The sequence below is a fragment of the Streptococcus wuxiensis genome (assembly GCF_040888245.1).
In the GTDB taxonomy this organism is placed as follows: domain Bacteria; phylum Bacillota; class Bacilli; order Lactobacillales; family Streptococcaceae; genus Streptococcus; species Streptococcus wuxiensis.
Genome location: NZ_JBFNFE010000002.1, coordinates 1 through 17,531 on the forward strand (window position 1 = coordinate 1; position 17,531 = coordinate 17,531).

General features: G+C 37.9%; 19 protein-coding genes, 1 pseudogene and 1 other annotated feature. All 20 genes and pseudogenes read right to left on the reverse strand.

The genetic code is table 11. The annotated features are described in order from the left end of the window. Positions 1 to 82: 82 nt before the first annotated feature. Complete coding sequence (gene nusG, locus AB2B47_RS02790; RefSeq protein WP_004254102.1) at positions 83 to 619, reverse strand: transcription termination/antitermination protein NusG; 537 nt, start codon at positions 617 to 619, stop codon at positions 83 to 85. 49 nt (positions 620 to 668) lie between these two features. Continuing rightward, on the reverse strand, positions 669 to 845 hold the full coding sequence (secE, locus tag AB2B47_RS02795; protein ID WP_004254104.1) for a preprotein translocase subunit SecE: 177 nt from the start codon (positions 843 to 845) through the stop codon (positions 669 to 671). Positions 846 to 854: 9 nt separating this feature from the next. Continuing rightward, the gene (rpmG, locus tag AB2B47_RS02800; RefSeq protein ID WP_001809375.1) at positions 855 to 1,007 is read right to left on the reverse strand and encodes a 50S ribosomal protein L33; all 153 of its coding nucleotides are present in this window, start codon (positions 1,005 to 1,007) and stop codon (positions 855 to 857) included. A gap of 121 nt (positions 1,008 to 1,128) precedes the next feature. Next, on the reverse strand, positions 1,129 to 1,821 hold the full coding sequence (locus tag AB2B47_RS02805; protein ID WP_000240128.1) for a phosphoglycerate mutase: 693 nt from the start codon (positions 1,819 to 1,821) through the stop codon (positions 1,129 to 1,131). A gap of 132 nt (positions 1,822 to 1,953) precedes the next feature. Next, the gene (locus tag AB2B47_RS02810; protein ID WP_006152785.1) at positions 1,954 to 2,322 is read right to left on the reverse strand and encodes a hypothetical protein; all 369 of its coding nucleotides are present in this window, start codon (positions 2,320 to 2,322) and stop codon (positions 1,954 to 1,956) included. Positions 2,323 to 2,422: 100 nt separating this feature from the next. Then, positions 2,423 to 5,215, reverse strand: a complete 2,793-nt coding sequence (gene ileS, locus AB2B47_RS02815; protein WP_320693577.1) for an isoleucine--tRNA ligase — start codon at positions 5,213 to 5,215, stop codon at positions 2,423 to 2,425. 46 nt (positions 5,216 to 5,261) lie between these two features. Beyond that, positions 5,262 to 5,473 (reverse strand) — a binding site (T-box leader). Further along, positions 5,471 to 6,283: a DivIVA domain-containing protein gene (locus AB2B47_RS02820; RefSeq protein WP_320693578.1), complete on the reverse strand. Its 813-nt coding sequence runs from the start codon at positions 6,281 to 6,283 to the stop codon at positions 5,471 to 5,473. It overlaps the preceding feature by 3 nt. 16 nt (positions 6,284 to 6,299) lie before the next feature. Continuing rightward, entirely contained in the window at positions 6,300 to 6,554 is a 255-nt protein-coding gene (locus AB2B47_RS02825; protein ID WP_006152946.1) for a DivIVA domain-containing protein, read from the reverse strand. A gap of 7 nt (positions 6,555 to 6,561) precedes the next feature. After that, complete coding sequence (locus AB2B47_RS02830; RefSeq protein ID WP_320693579.1) at positions 6,562 to 7,347, reverse strand: YlmH family RNA-binding protein; 786 nt, start codon at positions 7,345 to 7,347, stop codon at positions 6,562 to 6,564. Next, positions 7,344 to 7,604, reverse strand: a complete 261-nt coding sequence (locus AB2B47_RS02835; RefSeq protein WP_314944723.1) for a YggT family protein — start codon at positions 7,602 to 7,604, stop codon at positions 7,344 to 7,346. The genes AB2B47_RS02830 and AB2B47_RS02835 overlap by 4 nt, the downstream gene beginning before the upstream one ends. Next, the gene (locus tag AB2B47_RS02840) at positions 7,604 to 8,152 is read right to left on the reverse strand and encodes a cell division protein SepF (RefSeq protein WP_254731009.1); all 549 of its coding nucleotides are present in this window, start codon (positions 8,150 to 8,152) and stop codon (positions 7,604 to 7,606) included. The genes AB2B47_RS02835 and AB2B47_RS02840 overlap by 1 nt, the downstream gene beginning before the upstream one ends. A 9-nt stretch (positions 8,153 to 8,161) precedes the next feature. Beyond that, entirely contained in the window at positions 8,162 to 8,833 is a 672-nt protein-coding gene (locus AB2B47_RS02845) for a YggS family pyridoxal phosphate-dependent enzyme (protein WP_320693580.1), read from the reverse strand. A 5-nt stretch (positions 8,834 to 8,838) separates the two neighbouring features. After that, positions 8,839 to 10,092: a cell division protein FtsZ gene (gene ftsZ, locus AB2B47_RS02850; protein ID WP_006149538.1), complete on the reverse strand. Its 1,254-nt coding sequence runs from the start codon at positions 10,090 to 10,092 to the stop codon at positions 8,839 to 8,841. 16 nt (positions 10,093 to 10,108) lie between these two features. Further along, positions 10,109 to 10,294, reverse strand: coding sequence for a cell division protein FtsA C-terminal domain-containing protein (locus AB2B47_RS08630; RefSeq protein ID WP_414170563.1), 186 nt, complete (start codon positions 10,292 to 10,294; stop codon positions 10,109 to 10,111). Next, positions 10,285 to 11,476, reverse strand: a pseudogene (ftsA, locus tag AB2B47_RS02855) (cell division protein FtsA); the annotation flags it as partial. The gene AB2B47_RS08630 and the pseudogene ftsA, both read right to left, overlap by 10 nt. A 412-nt stretch (positions 11,477 to 11,888) precedes the next feature. Beyond that, positions 11,889 to 12,986 (reverse strand): UDP-galactopyranose mutase, encoded by a 1,098-nt coding sequence (gene glf / locus AB2B47_RS02860; protein ID WP_254724922.1) that lies wholly within the window; start codon positions 12,984 to 12,986, stop codon positions 11,889 to 11,891. Positions 12,987 to 12,999: 13 nt separating this feature from the next. Then, positions 13,000 to 13,998, reverse strand: a complete 999-nt coding sequence (locus AB2B47_RS02865; RefSeq protein ID WP_320693581.1) for an acyltransferase — start codon at positions 13,996 to 13,998, stop codon at positions 13,000 to 13,002. A 1-nt stretch (position 13,999) separates the two neighbouring features. Next, positions 14,000 to 15,415 carry a flippase gene (locus tag AB2B47_RS02870; RefSeq protein WP_320693582.1) on the reverse strand — a complete coding sequence of 472 codons (1,416 nt, stop codon included), beginning with the start codon at positions 15,413 to 15,415 and terminating at the stop codon, positions 14,000 to 14,002. 154 nt (positions 15,416 to 15,569) lie between these two features. After that, positions 15,570 to 16,523, reverse strand: coding sequence for a glycosyltransferase family 2 protein (locus AB2B47_RS02875; protein WP_254724920.1), 954 nt, complete (start codon positions 16,521 to 16,523; stop codon positions 15,570 to 15,572). 1 nt (position 16,524) lies between these two features. After that, positions 16,525 to 17,529: a glycosyltransferase family 2 protein gene (locus AB2B47_RS02880; protein ID WP_320693583.1), complete on the reverse strand. Its 1,005-nt coding sequence runs from the start codon at positions 17,527 to 17,529 to the stop codon at positions 16,525 to 16,527. Positions 17,530 to 17,531 lie beyond the last annotated feature (2 nt).

The window sequence follows — 17,531 nt, forward strand, 5'->3', positions numbered from 1 at the left end:
CCTACTTTTAGAATCTTGTCAACTAGTTTTTTTAAAATTAGTTGACAAGATTCAAGGTACACAAGTAGATGAGTAACTGATATTACAATTCAGCAATTTGATTCAAGTTTACTTCTGCTACTGTATCATTACCAAACATTGAAATAATCATTTTCACTTTGTTATTATCAATTTCAGTAATTTTTCCTGTGTAATCAGCAAAGGCACCATCAATGATTCGAACTGTTTGACCAACTTCAACATTGATATCGAATTCTTGAACCGTTTGTCCCATTGATACCAAGATATCTCTGATTTCTTGTTCCAAAAGCGGAGTTGGTTTAGATCTGTTCCCGTGTGAGCCGACAAATCCCGTAACGTTTGGTGTGTTACGAACTACAAACCAAGCTTCATCAGTCATAACCATTTCTACAAGGACATATCCTGGGAAGCGATTTTCTTCAACTTCTTTTTTCTTCCCATTTTTTTCAACTTGCACAGTTTGAGTTGGAATTTCCACGCGTAGGATATTATCCAACATATTGTATGTTTGTGCACGTTGCAAGAGATTTTCTTTTACTTTATTTTCATAACCAGAATATGTTTGTAGGACAAACCATCCTTTATCAAAACTATCCATCTTTTTTCCTTTCTTAATGGTAAACTTCTTTCAGCCTATTTATACTATCTTAAAAAATGTTAATGAATCGGATTAATCCGCTAACGATTAACTGATCAAAAATATAAATGATGACAACAAAGAAGGCAGTGTATTCCATGATAGATTTGAAATCTACCCAACTTTGTTTTCGAGTTGGCCAAGTTGTATCTTTAAGAAGTGTAAAGATATCTTTAATAAAACCCATTCTTATCTCCTATCTCGTTTCTCGATGTGTTGTGTATTTACCACAATGTTTACAAAATTTATTTACTTCTAAGCGAGTCGGTTTTGGATTCCCACTAATTTTAATTGAGTAGTTTCTTGAACCACAAACCGCACAGGCTAAACTTGCTTTTTTAAGTGCCATAGCGCCTCCATCCTATCTATTATAACAAGAATCCTTGTCTTTGACAAGTTAAATTGCACTCTGCATTTTCCTATTTTCAAAATAAAAAAAGCCTAGGAATAATCCTAGACTCTATTTTACATTATTTACCAAGATAGTATTCAGAAACTACGTTCAATTTTTCGTCAAATTCGAATACCAATGGTGGGAAGTTAGGGATTTCCACATCCATGATTTCGTCGTCTGACAATTGTTTGATGTGTTTCACAAGGGCGCGGATTGAGTTACCGTGTGCACCTACGAATACGTTTTTACCATCTTTAAGTGCTGGAGCGATTTTATCTTCCCAGAATGGAAGAGCGCGTTCCAAAGTCACTTTCAAGTTTTCAGCATCTGGAATTACTGAGTCATCAAGTGATGCGTAACGACGGTCTGTGTGTGCTGAGTGCTCATCATCACGATCCATTGCTGGAGGCAATACATCGTATGAACGACGCCAGATGTGAACTTGCTCATCACCAAATTGTTCAGCAGCTTCAGCTTTGTTTTTACCAGTCAAACCACCGTAGTGACGTTCGTTCAAGCGCCATGATTTTTCAACTGGAACCCAAAGTTGGTCAGATGCTTCAAGAGCCAAGTTAGTTGTTTTGATCGCACGTTTCAATACTGAAGTGTATGCTTGGTCAAATTCAATACCAGCTTCTTTGATCAATTTACCAGCATCGATAGCTTGTTGAGTACCTTTTTCAGAAAGATCTACGTCAGCCCATCCTGTGAAAAGGTTAGCTTTGTTCCATTCAGACTCACCGTGGCGAGCGAAAACCAATTTTACCATTAGTTGGATTCTCCTTTTATTTTTCGAGGTTGCCCTCGTTTATCTATTCTATTTTACACAATTTTTCACAAAAAAGCTAGTTAAAATCAACGAAAAAGAGAAGAGCTCATGGACTCTTCCCTAAAAAATAATTTATTCTTCAATTCTAAATTGTTTCAAGCTTGCTAGGTACAAAGCTCCACCAATCACAAGAACAATTCCACCAATCCATCCAAGGAAAGGAATCAAGGCAACTACGGAACCAACGATAAATAGAATCGATGGTGCTAGTGAAATACGATTGTCATCCTTATAGTAGACAAGTGAGAGGATTCCAAGAATGAGGGTTGCAATTTTCACTAAAGAAAAAACAATGAAAATAATGCCCAAAATTAGCCCTGCAACATCTTCGTCTTCAGAAATGGCTGCAAGAAATACCATAAAAATTGGTAAGAAAGCTAAAATTGCCCCTGCAATAATACCAATAAAGCCATCTACTTGTGCTAGTGTTTTTGTCTTCATAAATATCTCCTTTTATTTTAATAAGGTTTATTATACCATATTTTTATTAAAGTTTTTATTTTTTAAAAAAAATACAGGAAGACCCTGTATTTTTGTTAGACTATTTAGCTTCAAATCCTTCTGCTACTGCATCCGCAAAGTTTTCTTCAACGATGCTTGCACAGTGATCACAGATGGTTGCATTATAGCTACGTTCTGCTGTACTTGGATCGATACGACGGCAACGATCACAAACTTCACCAGCCGCACGCTCAACCGTGAAGGCTACATCTTCAAAGTTAACTGCACCTTCTGGAGCTGGACCTTCAGCGATTGTCAATTTAGAGACGATCAAGAGTTGGGCTACATTGCTATCAACAGCTCCAAGAAGAGTTTTCACCACTTCATTTGGATAAACTGTCAAGTGAGATTCAAGTGATTTACCAATCACTTTTTCATTACGAGCTTCTTCCAAGGCTTTTTGAGCTTGTCCACGGAAGTCCATGAAGGCTGCCCATGTGTCCAAGATTTCCTCTTGATTAGCAAATGTTTGAGCTTCAGGTAATTCTGACAATTGAACAAAGTCTTCTGTTTCAAACTCGAGATATGACCAGATTTCTTCAGCAGTGTGAGGAAGAATTGGTGTCAAGAGTTTGGTAATTTTCACAAGAATATCATAGAAGACTGTTTGCATTTGACGGCGTTCAAGTGACTTAGCCCCTTCAATGTAAACAACATCTTTGGCAAAGTCAAGGTAGAAAGCAGACAAATCAACGTTGATAAAGTTCACTAGGGCTTTATAGATTGTCAAGAATTCGAAGTTTGCATAAGCGTCACGAATAGTCTTAACAAGTTGGTTAAAGCGGATAGTCATGTACTTATCAACAGAACGAAGTTCTTCGTAAGCTACTGCATCCTCAGCTGGGTTAAAATCAGAAGTATTAGCAATCAAGAAACGAAGGGTGTTACGGATCTTACGGTATGTTTCAGAAACTTGACTCAAGATATCCATAGAGATACGTACGTCGTTGCTTGAATCAACACTTGTTACCCAGAGACGCAAGATTTCCGCACCAAATTGTTTTTCAACATCGCTTGGAGCAATGGTATTTCCAAGAGATTTAGACATCTTCTCACCTTTACCATCCAAAGCAAAACCTTGTGACAAGATTTGCTTGTAAGGTGCTACGCCATGGTTGGCAACAGATGTGATGAGAGATGAGTTGAACCAACCACGGTACTGGTCAGAACCTTCTAGGTAAAGGTCTGCTGGATATTTAAGTTCAGGGCGATTAACCACGACACCATTCCATGATGAACCTGAGTCAAACCAAACGTCCATGATGTCCGTTTCTTTCTTGAACTCGCCATTTGGTGAACCTGGATGGGTAAATCCTTCTGGCAAGAGGTCTTTGGCATCACGTTCCCACCAGATGATGGAACCATGTTCTTCAAAGACTTGAGCTACATGCTCGATGGTTTCAGCTGTCATGATTGGTGTTCCATCTTCTGCGTAGAAGATTGGAAGAGGAACTCCCCAAGCACGTTGACGAGAGATAACCCAATCACCACGGTCACGGATCATGTTGTAAAGACGGACCTTACCCCACTCTGAGTGGAACTTCACTTTTTCAATTTCGTCCAAGATTTCTTGGCGGAATTTAGATACAGAAGCAAACCATTGAGGCACTGCACGCCAGATAATTGGTTTTTTCGTACGCCAGTCAAATGGGTAAGAGTGAGAGATTTCTTCTTGAGCAAGAAGTAAATCACCAAGTTTTTCAATAACCGTTGGCACAACCTTGTCGTAGAATTGACCTTCGAACTCTGCACCAGCATTGGCCATCATGATGCCGCGTTCGTTAACAGTCACAGCAACTTCAAGCCCATTGGCAACACCGACATTGTAGTCATCCTCACCAAAACCAGGAGCTGTATGGACGATACCAGTACCAGAATCAGTTGTAACGTGGTCACCAAGGATAACGAGTTCATCTACTGCTGTATCCCATGGGTGCTCTGTCACAATTTGGTTCAATTCTGAACCACGGTAAGTAGCTAAAACCTGAACATCAGACCAACCGAATTTCTCAGACAAACTGTTCAACAATTCTGAAGCAACCACAAACTTACGAGATTCGCCAGCTGGTTGCACCAAGACGTAATCAATATCCGCACCAACAGTCAAACCACGAGAAGCCGTGATGGTGAATGGAGTTGTTGTCCAAACGACGATATAAGTATCAGTATCTAGAACACCTTTGCCATCTTTGACTTTGTTGGCATAGTAAAGGGACGTAGAAACCAAGTCATGGTATTCAATTTCCGCTTCTGCAAGGGCTGACTCAGATGACCATGACCAGTAAACAGGCTTCGCTCCACGGTAGATATAGCCTTTATTAGCCATTTCACCGAAGACACGGATTTGCGCTGCTTCATAGTCAGGAGTTAGTGTTACATATGGATTTTCCCAGTCACCAGAAACACCCAAACGTTTAAAGTCTTCGCGTTGTTTATCTACTTGAGACAGAGCGTATTCACGGCAAAGTTTCAAGTATTCAACAAGGTCCATCTCTTTGCGTTTAACACCTTGTTTAGCCAAAACTTGCTCAATTGGCAAACCATGAGTATCCCAACCTGGAATATATGGTGCGTAAAATCCTGACATAGACTTAGAACGAACAATGATATCTTTAGAAATCTTGTTCATGGCATGTCCTACGTGGATGTTCCCGTTGGCGTACGGAGGGCCATCATGAAGCGTGAAATGTGGTTTTCCTTCATTTAACTCTTGACGACGTTGATAAAGTTTAGCTTCATCCCATTCCTTTTGCCAAACTGGCTCTTTGGTCGGAAGACCGGCACGCATTGGAAATTCTGTTTTCCCAAGATTGAGGGTTTCTTTAAGTTTCATTAGTACTCCTTTAATGTAAATTGACAATATAAAAACCACGACTCGCAAAAAGGACGAAAATCGTGGTACCACCTTTGTTCGGAAAAAGACCTAGTCTCTTTCCCTCTTTTCCCGTAACGTGGGCAACGTCAAATCTTACTATTTTCAGATTTGATACTAAGAGAGGATAAATTTACCAACAGGGATTGTAGGACTTCCACCATCTCCTACTCGCTAGAAATGTGATTGATAAATTCTTGTTCTCTAATGAGATTTTTATAAAATTAGAACTGATTCTTGTTGAGTGTCAGCATCATCTTGAGGTCCTTCCTCATGTGCTGGCTCGACAGGTGTTTCAGTAACAGGCTGAACTTCAACTTCAGTTTCAGTTGATTCTTCAGCAGCTTGTTCAGCCTCTAACAATTCTTTGTTAGCTGCTTCAATACGCGCTTGAAGTTCTGCAACTTCTTCTGGAGAAAATTGACGAGTCATGTCAATTGGTTCTTCATCATGATATGAAGATACATCTTCACCTAGAACCTCTTGGACGACTTCCTTGAATGCTTCGTCGCTCGTTTGAAGATAAGTTGCAGTAGGACGCAAAATTTCTTCCCAATCTGATGAATCAACAATAGCCAACTGACTTTCGATTGTTGATTTCAAACGTTGGTGGAAGACGCGACTCTTGTTCTTCAACTCTTCAGTTTCTACAGCAACTTTTTTAGCATTATCTGTTGCTTGTCGCAAAATTTCATTGGCTTTGTATTTTGCTTCATCAAGCAAGCGTTGAGCATCTTGCTCAGCCTGTTGAATGATGTTATTAGAACGGTCATTCGCAGCTTGTTTCACACGTTCAGCTGTGTCTTGAGCAATCAATACTGACTGACTCAATGAATCCTTAATCTCATCAAAATAAGATAGACGGTCTTCTAAATTTTTAATGTGCTGATCTTTTTCATGATTACTACGAACCAAATCTTCATAGTCACGAACAACAATATCTAAAAATTCATCAACTTCTTCACGGTTAAAACCTCTAAACTGAACACCAAAGGTTTTATCCTTAATTTCTAACGATGTAATTGGCATATTTTTCCTCACTTATTTAATAAAAAATAGAATCATTAATTGCTTCTGGTTCTTGCTCGTTTGTTACTGTTCTCTTAGGAATATCAGTCGTATAGTCGGAAAGACGTTCTTCTAGTTTTTTGATGTAGAGTTCAGTTTCCTCTTTGTTTCGGATTAATTCCTCTAATTCAAAATAAATCTTATCTAGAAATAAATCAACTTCTTCCTGATTGTAGCCTCTGAATGATCTTGAGAAAGCTTTATCACTAATTTCTTGTGGTGTAATTGACATATTTTTCTCACTTGCTTAATAGTAGCTGGACTGTTAATTTTTTCTTATCCTTTTTGGTTTGACCATTTTCTTTGAGTAAGATAATTCGACCAAAGCGTCTGACGCTGATTAAATCACCAATTTTTACCGGATAGTCCGATTTTTCAACTATATGATAGTTGACTTGAACCAACTTTTTTTCAACCAAAGCCGAAGTTTGGGAACGAGATAATTTCAATATGCTAGATAAGAAGGTATCCAGACGAAGACTTGAAACCAAGACTTCTTTTTCTTGATAGTCATCTTTGGATTCTATTATATCTGAAAAAGGACGTTCTACTAAACTTACAGGCAACTTGGAAATCTTTTGAATTCCATCCTGGAAAAGAGTGGTAAATCTTCGATCGACAATAATTTGGGCTTTATCTTCTGTCACCAGAATGTCTCCGAATAACTTCCGGTCAATACCTAGTCGATTGAGAACTGTACCCAATATCTTTGAATGGGTCAGTTGCTGAAACTTGCTGGGATACACGATCTCAAGCAAGGTCATTTCAAAATCTTCCAAACTTGGCGTGAAGTAATCAGGCGCTAAAATAACCCTAGCGTATTCCGAAGAGATATAACTCGTACTAGAGAAGACTTTTATCCCTCTATTATTTCCCAAAGTTTCCAAGATAAATACTTGGTGAGGATTTATAAAAGGAGATAAAATCGGTGCATAGTGCTCCTCGACTTGACTCAACCATTCCAACCCCTTATCGATGAATGGAATATCCTCCGTTGCGAAATGTTGGTAAAGCTCCTTGCTCATAATACGACCAGCAAATTGATGAGATAGCGGCTAATCATGCGTAAGAGAATTAGGGCAATCCAAACAGAGAAATCCAAACCTGCGATTTGAAGAGGTAGACGTTTTAGAGGTTCAAGAATTGGTTTACACAAAGTCTCTAAAAATTTCCCCAACTGGGTGTCATAGGCATTTGGAAACCATGATAATAGAGCAAAAGCTACAAGTATCAGTGAATAGATATCTGTAGCATTTTGGATAAAACGAATTATTAGAAACATTAACGTACTCTATTTCTCTTCATGTCAAAATCGTACTCTTCGCTTTGAGCTTCTTCTGGCAAACGAATATCTTCAATGTTTACCACAACACCAACAGGTGTCAAAAGATACATTGTGTTCGCTACTTTTCTTAACTCACCAGCAAGGACATGACGTGCTCCATCCAAGTAATCCAAACAACGACGAGCTTGAACTTCTGTCATATATTGGAAGTCAATCAAGATACTTTCATTTCCAGCCAACAAATCAACAATATCTGTTGCATCTTCGTAACGGCGTGGATAACGAACATCGATGGTTACTTTTTCAGTAGAGCGATGGCTTTCAATTGCTAGTTGTTGCTGACGCGCATGAAGTTTTGTAATATTTTTCTCTTTTGCTTCGACTGAAGAAGATTCTTGAGCAGCAGCTTGCTGTGGCAATTCTCTTTTTTGAGGGACCGAAGCTAGTGAACGTTCAGGTTGTGCAGCTACAACTTCTGAAGCAACTTCATCTCCATCTTCTGTAAAGTAATCTATAAATTTATCAAATTTATCTTTTAATGACATGATTATTTCCTATTTAAAAAATGCTGTACCAATTCGAACAAAAGTCGAGCCACATTGAATCGCTTCTTTGTAGTCACGACTCATTCCCATACTTAGTTCTGTCATTGGCATATTGGGGAATTGTTGTTCACGAATGTATTGTTGCAACTCTTGCGTTTCTTTAAAGATTTTTTGCAACTCTTCTGTTTGGGCCTCAAAGGGAGCCATGGTCATGAGACCAACATACTCTATGTTATCCAAGCTAGACAAGTCTGGCAAGACTGTCAATAGTTCTTCTTTTGAAAAACCATGCTTGCTTTCCTCTCCAGAAATATTGACCTGCAAAAAACATTTAACTGTTCGATCGGCACGTTTTTGAATCTCTTGGGCTAATTTCAAAGAATCTAAAGCGTGAAAATAATCAACATAAGGAATGATATCCTTGACTTTTCTTCTTTGCAAGCTACCAATCAAGTGCCAAGTAACATCTTTATCACTTAAAGCATGATACTTTTCAAGAAATTTATCAACACGGTTTTCACCGATGTTTTTGACTCCTTGGTCAATCAAATTTGCTGCAGTTGCAATATCAACATATTTTGTTACGGCAATTACAGAAACCGAACCGTCTTCACGGCCGGTTTCTTGAATTGCTTTTGTAACCTGTTGAAATACCTGATTTGTATTTTCTTTTAAATCCATCTCTATTAACGGTTTTTAAAGAATGGTGGTGTTTCCAACTCATCTTCGTCAGAAGCTGGTGCTTCGAAACGTTCAACTGGAGATACGACTGATTCACCTTGACGAACAATTGAATCACGTCTCAAGTCCCAGTCACCAAAAGCTGATGCTTTAGGCGCTTCAGTGTGACGTTGGGAAGGAGTTGGAAGTTCAGCTGTTTCTGCCAAATCAAAATGACGGTCATAAGTGTGTGTATGTCCAGATTTTACTGGTTCACGGAATGACGCTTGTCTTGGTTGTGGCGCTACAACTTTTTCGACTGCATCTTGACGAACTCCAGTTGCAACAACAGTCACACGGATTTCATCTTTCATTGATTCATCAATAGAAGTACCGAGCCAGATATTTACGCCATGTCCAGCAGCTTGATTGACGATTTCAGAAGCTTCTTCTGCTTCAATCAAAGTCATATCCAAACCACCAGTTACGTTAACGATAACATCTTCTGCTCCATCAATAGTTGTTTCAAGAAGTGGTGAGTAGATAGCTTTACGAGCTGCTTCGATAACACGCTCTTCTCCGCTACCGATACCGATACCCATAAGGGCATTTCCTTTGTTTGCCATTACTGTCTTCACGTCTGCGAAGTCCAAGTTGATCAAACCAGGATTTGTAATCAAATCTGTAATCCCTTGAACACCTTGACGAAGAACATTATCTGCTTCAGACAAAGCTTCAAGAAGTGGAGTTTTCTTGTCAACAATTTCTAATAAGTTGTTGTTTGAGATAATCAAGAGAGTATCAACATGTTCACGAAGTTCATTGATCCCTTGGACTGCGAATTGACCACGTTTGCTTCCTTCGAAACCGAATGGACGTGTCACAACACCGACAGTCAAAGCACCTAAACCTTTAGCGATACGAGCGATAACTGGTGCAGCACCTGTACCAGAACCACCACCCATACCAGCAGTGATGAAGACCATATCTGCACCACTGATAGCTTCAGTAATCGCTTCTTCGCTTTCTTCAGCAGCCTTACGACCAACTTCAGGCTGTCCTCCAGCACCAAGTCCGCGAGTTAATTTTGGACCAAGTTGGATAACTGTTTCAGCTTTTGTACTGCTCAAGGCTTGTACATCTGTGTTGGCTGCGATGAACTCAACACCTGAAACGCCTTCGTCAACCATGCGGTTAATGGCGTTTCCACCGCCACCACCGACACCAATTACTTTAATTACTGCACCTTGTGCTGCTGCTGTATCAAATGAAAATGTCATATTTTATTCCTCTATCCTATTCATCAAACATGCTTCCGATTAAGCTACGGAATCGTTCAGTCAATTTTGGTTTTTCTTCTGATTGATTTGGAGTTGCTGATTCAGCAGTATAAGTTGGTTCTGCTGATTCAGTTGAAGTTGTACCAAACACAGAACGTTGAGAAGCTGCAGGTTTTTCCTGATTTGAAGTTCTGAAATCAATTGGTTGTTGACGTAGAACTTGATCTCCTCTGATAGCTCTTTGAGCCAAAACATTCACTTCTGTAAGACTTCCAGCAAATTCTGACAAACTAATCACATGAGCAAATGCAGGATTACGGATACCTACTTGGTTTGGAACGTAAAGTTTCACACGAACTCCAAGTACTTCTTGGGCAAGCTCAACGATTCCTGGTAGAATAGCATTCCCACCAATCAGAGCAATACCACCTGGCAAGTCCAACAAATGTCTTCTTTCCAAATCTTGTTTGATTTGTTCAAAGATGTGTTTCAATCTAGCTGAAATAATTTGAGCCAAGTATTCTTCTGTAACTTCAACAGGTTCTACTTCACCAATCACTTCAACTTGGAAAGTTTCTTTGCTTGCAAGTTGCGGATAAGCTTCACCGTAGTTAAGTTTCAAACCTTCTGCAATCTTCTTAGAAGTTTTAAGAACTTTTGAAATGTCTTTAGTGACGTAATCGCCACCTTCTTGGTAAACATTTGTGTATTGTAGCTCTTGATTACGGATAGTAGCAACACTTGTTTGGCCACCACCCATATCAATAACAGTCGCTCCAAACTCACGTTCGCCTTCGTTAAGAACAGAGTTTACAATTGCAAGTGGTGAAATAATCACGTTATCGACTTGAACTCCAACACGTTCTACAGTTTTACGAAGGTTGTGAAGAATGGTTCTTGGACCTGTATAGAGAAGCCCACGCATTTCCAAACGAACACCCATCATACCACGAGGGTCACGAATACCTTGGAAACCATCTACTACAAATTCTTCTGGCACAAACGTAATCACTTCACGATCAGGTGTCATGCTCTTAGTCAAAGCTGACTTGACAACATTCTCAACATCTTGATCTGTAATTTCTTTTGTATCTGATGTTACAGGAATCATTCCTTGAGTTGGTTCCACTTGCAACAAGTTTGCTGGAAGTCCAACATTTACTGATTTGATTGAAATTCCTGCTTTTTCTTCTGCTTGAGAAATAGCAGATTTGATAGCCGTTGCTGCGGCTTCGATGTCAACGATAATCCCATCCTTGACACCTTTACTTTTGGCGTTACTAACACCGATTACATTTACTTCACCATCTACAAGCTCAGCAACTAACACTTTAATTGAGCTTGTCCCAATATCTAAGCCTGTAAAGAAACCATTTCTAGTCATTACATTGCGTCCTCTCTATCTTCCAAGTTTCACACTTTGATTTTTTAACAGCTACAAGAAGGCATAGCTATTCACAGAATATTATATCACAAAAATCCGATTCGTGCCTAATTTTTTGTGATTTTATCGAAGGTTTTTCATTAAATTTATTTTAATATTCCATTACAAGTCCCTCTTTTTTATTTTTTCTATGAAAAACAGTGTAAAAATGTCAGAAAAGCTGAAAAATGGCTATGAAAATCCCTATCTTTTCCAAAACCGATATATCCATTTGCAATTATTTTCCTATTCATTTTCAAGGCAAGGGGTGATATCAAAATACACTAGGCTATACGCTCCCCTTTTTGCATGATATTATCGTTCATTTTTATCTTCCTAAAAAAGAAAAAAGAAGCTAGAAACTAGCTTCTTTTTATGAAAATTCTTTCTCTACTACCTCAAGAGCACGTTCAATGACCACATGCATGTCGTAGTATTTATAGTCTGCCAGGCGGCCACAGAAGATAACCTTGTCATTTTTGGTTGCTTCTTCTTGATACTTGGCAAACATAGCGTTGTTCTTTTCATCGTTGATTGGGTAATATGGTTCGTCTCCACGTTTCCAATCAGCAGGGTACTCACGAGTGATAACCGTCTTCGGTTGAGTACCATACTCGAAATGCTTGTGCTCGATGATACGAGTATAAGGAATCTCACGTTCTGTATAGTTGACCACAGCATTCCCTTGATGGTTTTCCTCATCCAAGACTTCGTGCTCGAATCGAAGGCTGCGGTATTCTAACTCCCCATGTTTGTAATCAAAGTACTGGTCAATCATCCCTGTAAAGACAACTTTTTCCGCTGAGCTTTCTAGCTCTTCACGATTAGCAAAGAAATCAACCCCAAGTTCTACTTCTACATCGCCTAACATGTTTTCGATGATGACGTTGTAGCCACCGATTGGAATCCCTTGGTAACGGTCGTTAAAGTAGTTGTTATCAAAGGTCAAACGCACCGGAAGACGCTTGATGATAAATGGAGGAAGGTCTGTTGCAGAACGTCCCCATTGCTTTTCTGTATAGCCCTTGATCAATTTTTCATAGATATCCGGACCAATCAACTTGATGGCTTGTTCTTCAAGGTTTTTAGGCTCAACATCTTTCATATCAGCTGTTTGCTCTGCAATCTTATCCTTGACTTCTTGTGGTGTCTTAGTTCCCCACATAGCGTAGAAGGTATTCATGTTGAAAGGAAGATTGTAGAGGCTGCCCTTGTAGTTAGCCACTGGTGAGTTGATATAGTTATTGAATTCAGCAAACTGGTTCACATAGTCCCACACTTTTTTGTTAGAAGTATGGAAAATGTGGGCACCATACTTGTGGACATTGATGTCTTCAACATTTTCACAGTAGATATTTCCACCGATGTGATCACGTTTGTCAATCACTTTTACTTTTTTTCCACGTTTTGTAGCTTCATGTGCAAAGATTGCCCCAGACAAACCTGCACCAACGATAAGATAGTCGTACATTTTATTCTCCTTTTTATAATTTGACGATTCGATTGAAATAAGGAATTTTCATTAATAAACTAACAACAATTAAACTTACACACAAAGTGAGTATTGGAAAAAGCAAATATGCACCTGTATAACTAAAACCAAGTAACTTTTCTAACACTTTGATAACGTAAGTATGTACTATAAAAACTCCCATTGTTTGATTGGAAAGTGTAACAATCCATTTACTTTTGTTTTCTTCCAAAGAGAGTGTTAATACCGTCAGGAAAATTCCTAAACTGACAATTTTTACAAATAAAATATCATAAAAATATTCAGCAAAAAGATTATGGTAAACGGTCTTTGCTAAGAAAAATAGAATTAATGGGGAAATTAACATCAACAGTACTGAAGCTATTTTCATCCATCTCTTAAAGCATTTTTTTATAAACTCTTTATCAAATTGTGCTATCAAACCTCCCAAAATGTAGTAGAAAAACCACGTCCATAACCTAAAGGTTTGTATAACATAGGACTGCAACGGCATTTGAAGTATAATATTTACTAACTCAAAAATTAAACCCGTAGCGACAAAGAAAGATAGAATATATAAATAGCTTCTTTTTGAATTTAGAAATTTTCTTAAAATTGGCAAACACAAATAGATAAGTATTAGTGCACCAAAAAACCAAAACTGGGAGAAATACCCTTTTTGTAACAGAGAACCTATAATTTTTTTAATTGGATTAACTGTAAAGTCTCTTTTAAAAAGCCAAACGATAATGGTCCATAATGATACTATTGTTAAAATCCATTTGACTTTCTGAAGTATGTAGGGATAAGTTATCTCCTTCTTTCCTAACAATAAATAACCATTGACCATAAAAAATAGGGGAATAGAGTAGGTACCTAAATAATATAAATATGCCAAAAGATTCCAAGAACCTGTTTCTTTAAATCCAACCATCGTTGTATGAAGTAGAACAACTCCAATACATGCAAGCACTTTTATTAAATCTAAATTAATATTCCGAGTTTTATGCATTCTATTTTATCCCAATGATTTGTTTTAATTCTTTTACATCTACCACTTTCAGAGATAGAATTGCAAAAAGATAAATGATTCCGCCAAGCACTGCAAAAACTAGAACATTTAGGGTTGGCGAAAAATGTATTACTGTTTTTGAACCTAGCAAAATGCCATACATGATAGCTGATGCTAGAATAATTTTTGTCATAGAACCAATAATAGGAACTTCTTTTAGGTATCTGCGGGTAAAGTACAATTGAATCGCCCACACTAGCGCCTCTGTTAAGACAGAAACAATGGCTGCTCCGATATAACCAAGTTTAGGAAGGAATAATAAGTTTAATCCTACACTGATAATTGCAGGAGCCGTAGTCGAAATCATGAATTCTTTATTTCGGTTATGAGGAATCAATATCTGAATTCCCATAATATTGGTCCAACCGATGAAGAACATACGGAAGATCATAATGGCAATTGCATAGCGTGCATCCTGAAAATCTTGACCAAGGAAAAACTGAACAAAATCATCATTGACAATCAAGATCCCTGCCATCATTGGAAAAATGACTAAATTATAAATGAGGAAGGACATTTCATGCATCTTATTGACCGCCTTATGATCACCTGTCGCTAACAAATGAGCGACACGTGGCAACATAACACTCCCCAAGGAAGTTACCAGGGTCAGAAGGATATTTACCAACTTTAGAGCCTGGTCATAAATCCCTACATCCTTTGTAGAGGCTAAGGCTCCAAGCATGGTACGATCTAGCGTTACATACAAGGAAATCGCCACTTGTGGAAGGAACAATAAGATGACGGGTTTCAAATGATGCCTAGCATATTCTATGTCAAAATGAGGACTACCGATAAACTCTCGAGCAGGCAACCACATACTTAGTTGCCCCAAAAGCTCAAATATGGTTAGTAAAAAAACATAGAGATATAGGTCGTTTGCAGATTTGACAAAGAGAAAGATAGAGGTAACCCCAACGATTTTAACCGTGATGTTTCGAACAGTAATCTTTCGAAAATCCTCCAACCCTTGAAAGAGCCAAGAGATGTCTAAACCTTTAGAAACTAAACTCAAGCCTAGAATGTAGGCTACCGGATTTTGCATAAAGGGAAGAGCCATACAAAGAAGGCCATACAAGGTTAGAGAAAGAAGTGTTGCACCTAATTGCAGGGAGTAGATTCCCCAAAAGTTTTTTTCGATTTCCTTGCGATGCCCTGAAATGACCTTTGTTCCATAGTTAGCAACTCCTAGTGTCGCTAATAGAATAAAGTAGGTGACAATGGAATTAAAATAACCATAAGTTCCTAAATCATCCGAAGAAAAGACCCGTGTCACATAGGGAGTCGTAATAATCGGGAGTATAATCACCAACAATTGATAAGAAAGATTGTAGGCGTAGTTTTTTAATACTTTCATGTCAATCCGTCCTATTTATAATCAATCCGTGAAATTAGAAATTGTGACCGAACAGACTTATAATGGGCAATTATTCTAAAAGCTTCTATCATACTTCCTCTTTCCTACAATTTTTTGATATTTGTTGCAAATTAAATTGGTTTTATGCACGATACTATCGTAGCAACAAATACAATTTAGGGCTAAACATAAAAACAAGGTATTTTAGTTTTACTTTCCATGATAGCTTACTATTTTTTAGCAACTCACTCATTTCGACTTTCAACAACTCTTTATCTTTTGAAAAATCTTTTAAGCCTGAGTCAGCTTTTGCACCAATCACTACAAAGCCACCTAATAATTTTTTAGCTTGCAAAGCTTGCTTTAATTCTGGGCTCTGAATGTACTCTCTTTTAACAACTTCCTCATTTTTTGCAACAGCTTTAAAGAAATCATATCTTTTTTCAGTAAATGTTGAACGAACTATACTTCCTTCTCTACGATAGTAATTGTAGGTTTCAAGCGGGCTTATCACGATTCTTTCAGCCAAGGCAAGGTGTTCTCCTACAACATAAAAATCCTCATAGATTTTCCCAACTGGAAAAGGGACGCGTTCCAATATGCTTTTTTTATAAAGCTTAGCACAGGCAGAAACCGTTGCAACTTTGTCGTCCAACATTAGTTCCAAGGCCTTCTCCTTTGTAACCACACTCAAGCTTTCATAGTCTGACTGTTTAAGATGATAAGAACTATAATCATCATACTTTGAAGTTGCTTTGACCTTTGTTGAAATCAAGTCTGCTTGATGTATTTCTTGTATTTTTACTATTAATTCAAGCGTGTAGTCTTCAAGGTAATCATCTGGATCTAAAAAGAAAATCCAATCTGAGTTGGCTTTTGTAACTCCAAAGTTACGCGCATCAGATAAGCCTCCATTTTCCTTATGAAAAACATGGATATTTTCATATTCTCGGGCGTAATCTTCACACAATCGAGGAGAATCATCTGTTGAACCGTCATTGACGAGGATCACTTCAAAATTTTGATAGGTTTGTTTCAGCAGGCTATCTATCGCATAGTGCAAATAGTCGGCAATGTTATATACCGGAACAACGATGCTAATAAACATCCTAAACCCCTCTCTCTTTTTCTTTCTTTTTAGAGTATTTCTTCAAAATTGGATTAAGTATTAAGGCAATTGCAAACTTGGTCTTATAGTTCAAATAAGACAATCTGTCAAACTTTTTCCTAGGAATATAGTCATATGCACTTTTCTCAATTTTGCTATATAGTTCTTTCAAGAGTGCTTCGGAATCATTAACCATCCAAGACAAATCAACCTGCAAACTGATGAGATAAACTAAGGTTTCAGAAACTACTCGGTTTAAAACGGGGTCACTTTCAATTTTTGTAAAATAATCTAGAACTGAATTTGTAACAGTCAAATGGTGACGAACATTACGCTTCATACTCTCGATATTCATACTTTGCTCTGGTCTACCTATGTAGTATTGATAAATATCATAATTCCAATAACTGAAACTATGAACATACTCCAAAGGAAAAAGTGTGTATTGAATATCAACATAAAATGTTTTTTCACTTAAACGAATCTTGTTTTCCGACAAGATTGATGTCTTATAAGTAACCGAGTGCATCGGGATGCGAACATCCGGAATTCCCATGTATTTTTTGCCAATTTCATACTTGTCTACGAAGTCATTTCGTACTGTAGTATTATTGTAGACATGTTGCTCTGTAAAGTCTGTAATCACCATATCCACATCAACAGTTTCAAGAGTATCTAAAAACTTTTCAAATTCTGATGGAATAACCCAGTCATCCCCATCAATTACTTTAAAAAATTTTCCCTTTGCTTCTTGAATACCGCGATTGATAGTTGAACCATGACCACCGTTTTCTTTTGTAATTACACGGCCATCCAGCAACGAATCTTGGGCTAATATTTCTTCTGCTACTTTAGCAGTATCGTCTGTACTTCCATCGTTAACAACCAGTACTTCAAATTTATTTTTATAATCTGATTGCACTTGTTGGAAAGACTCCAGCCCTTTTGAAACGTAGTCCTGAATATTATAACTAGGCATTACAATTGTTAACAAACAATCCTTCATCT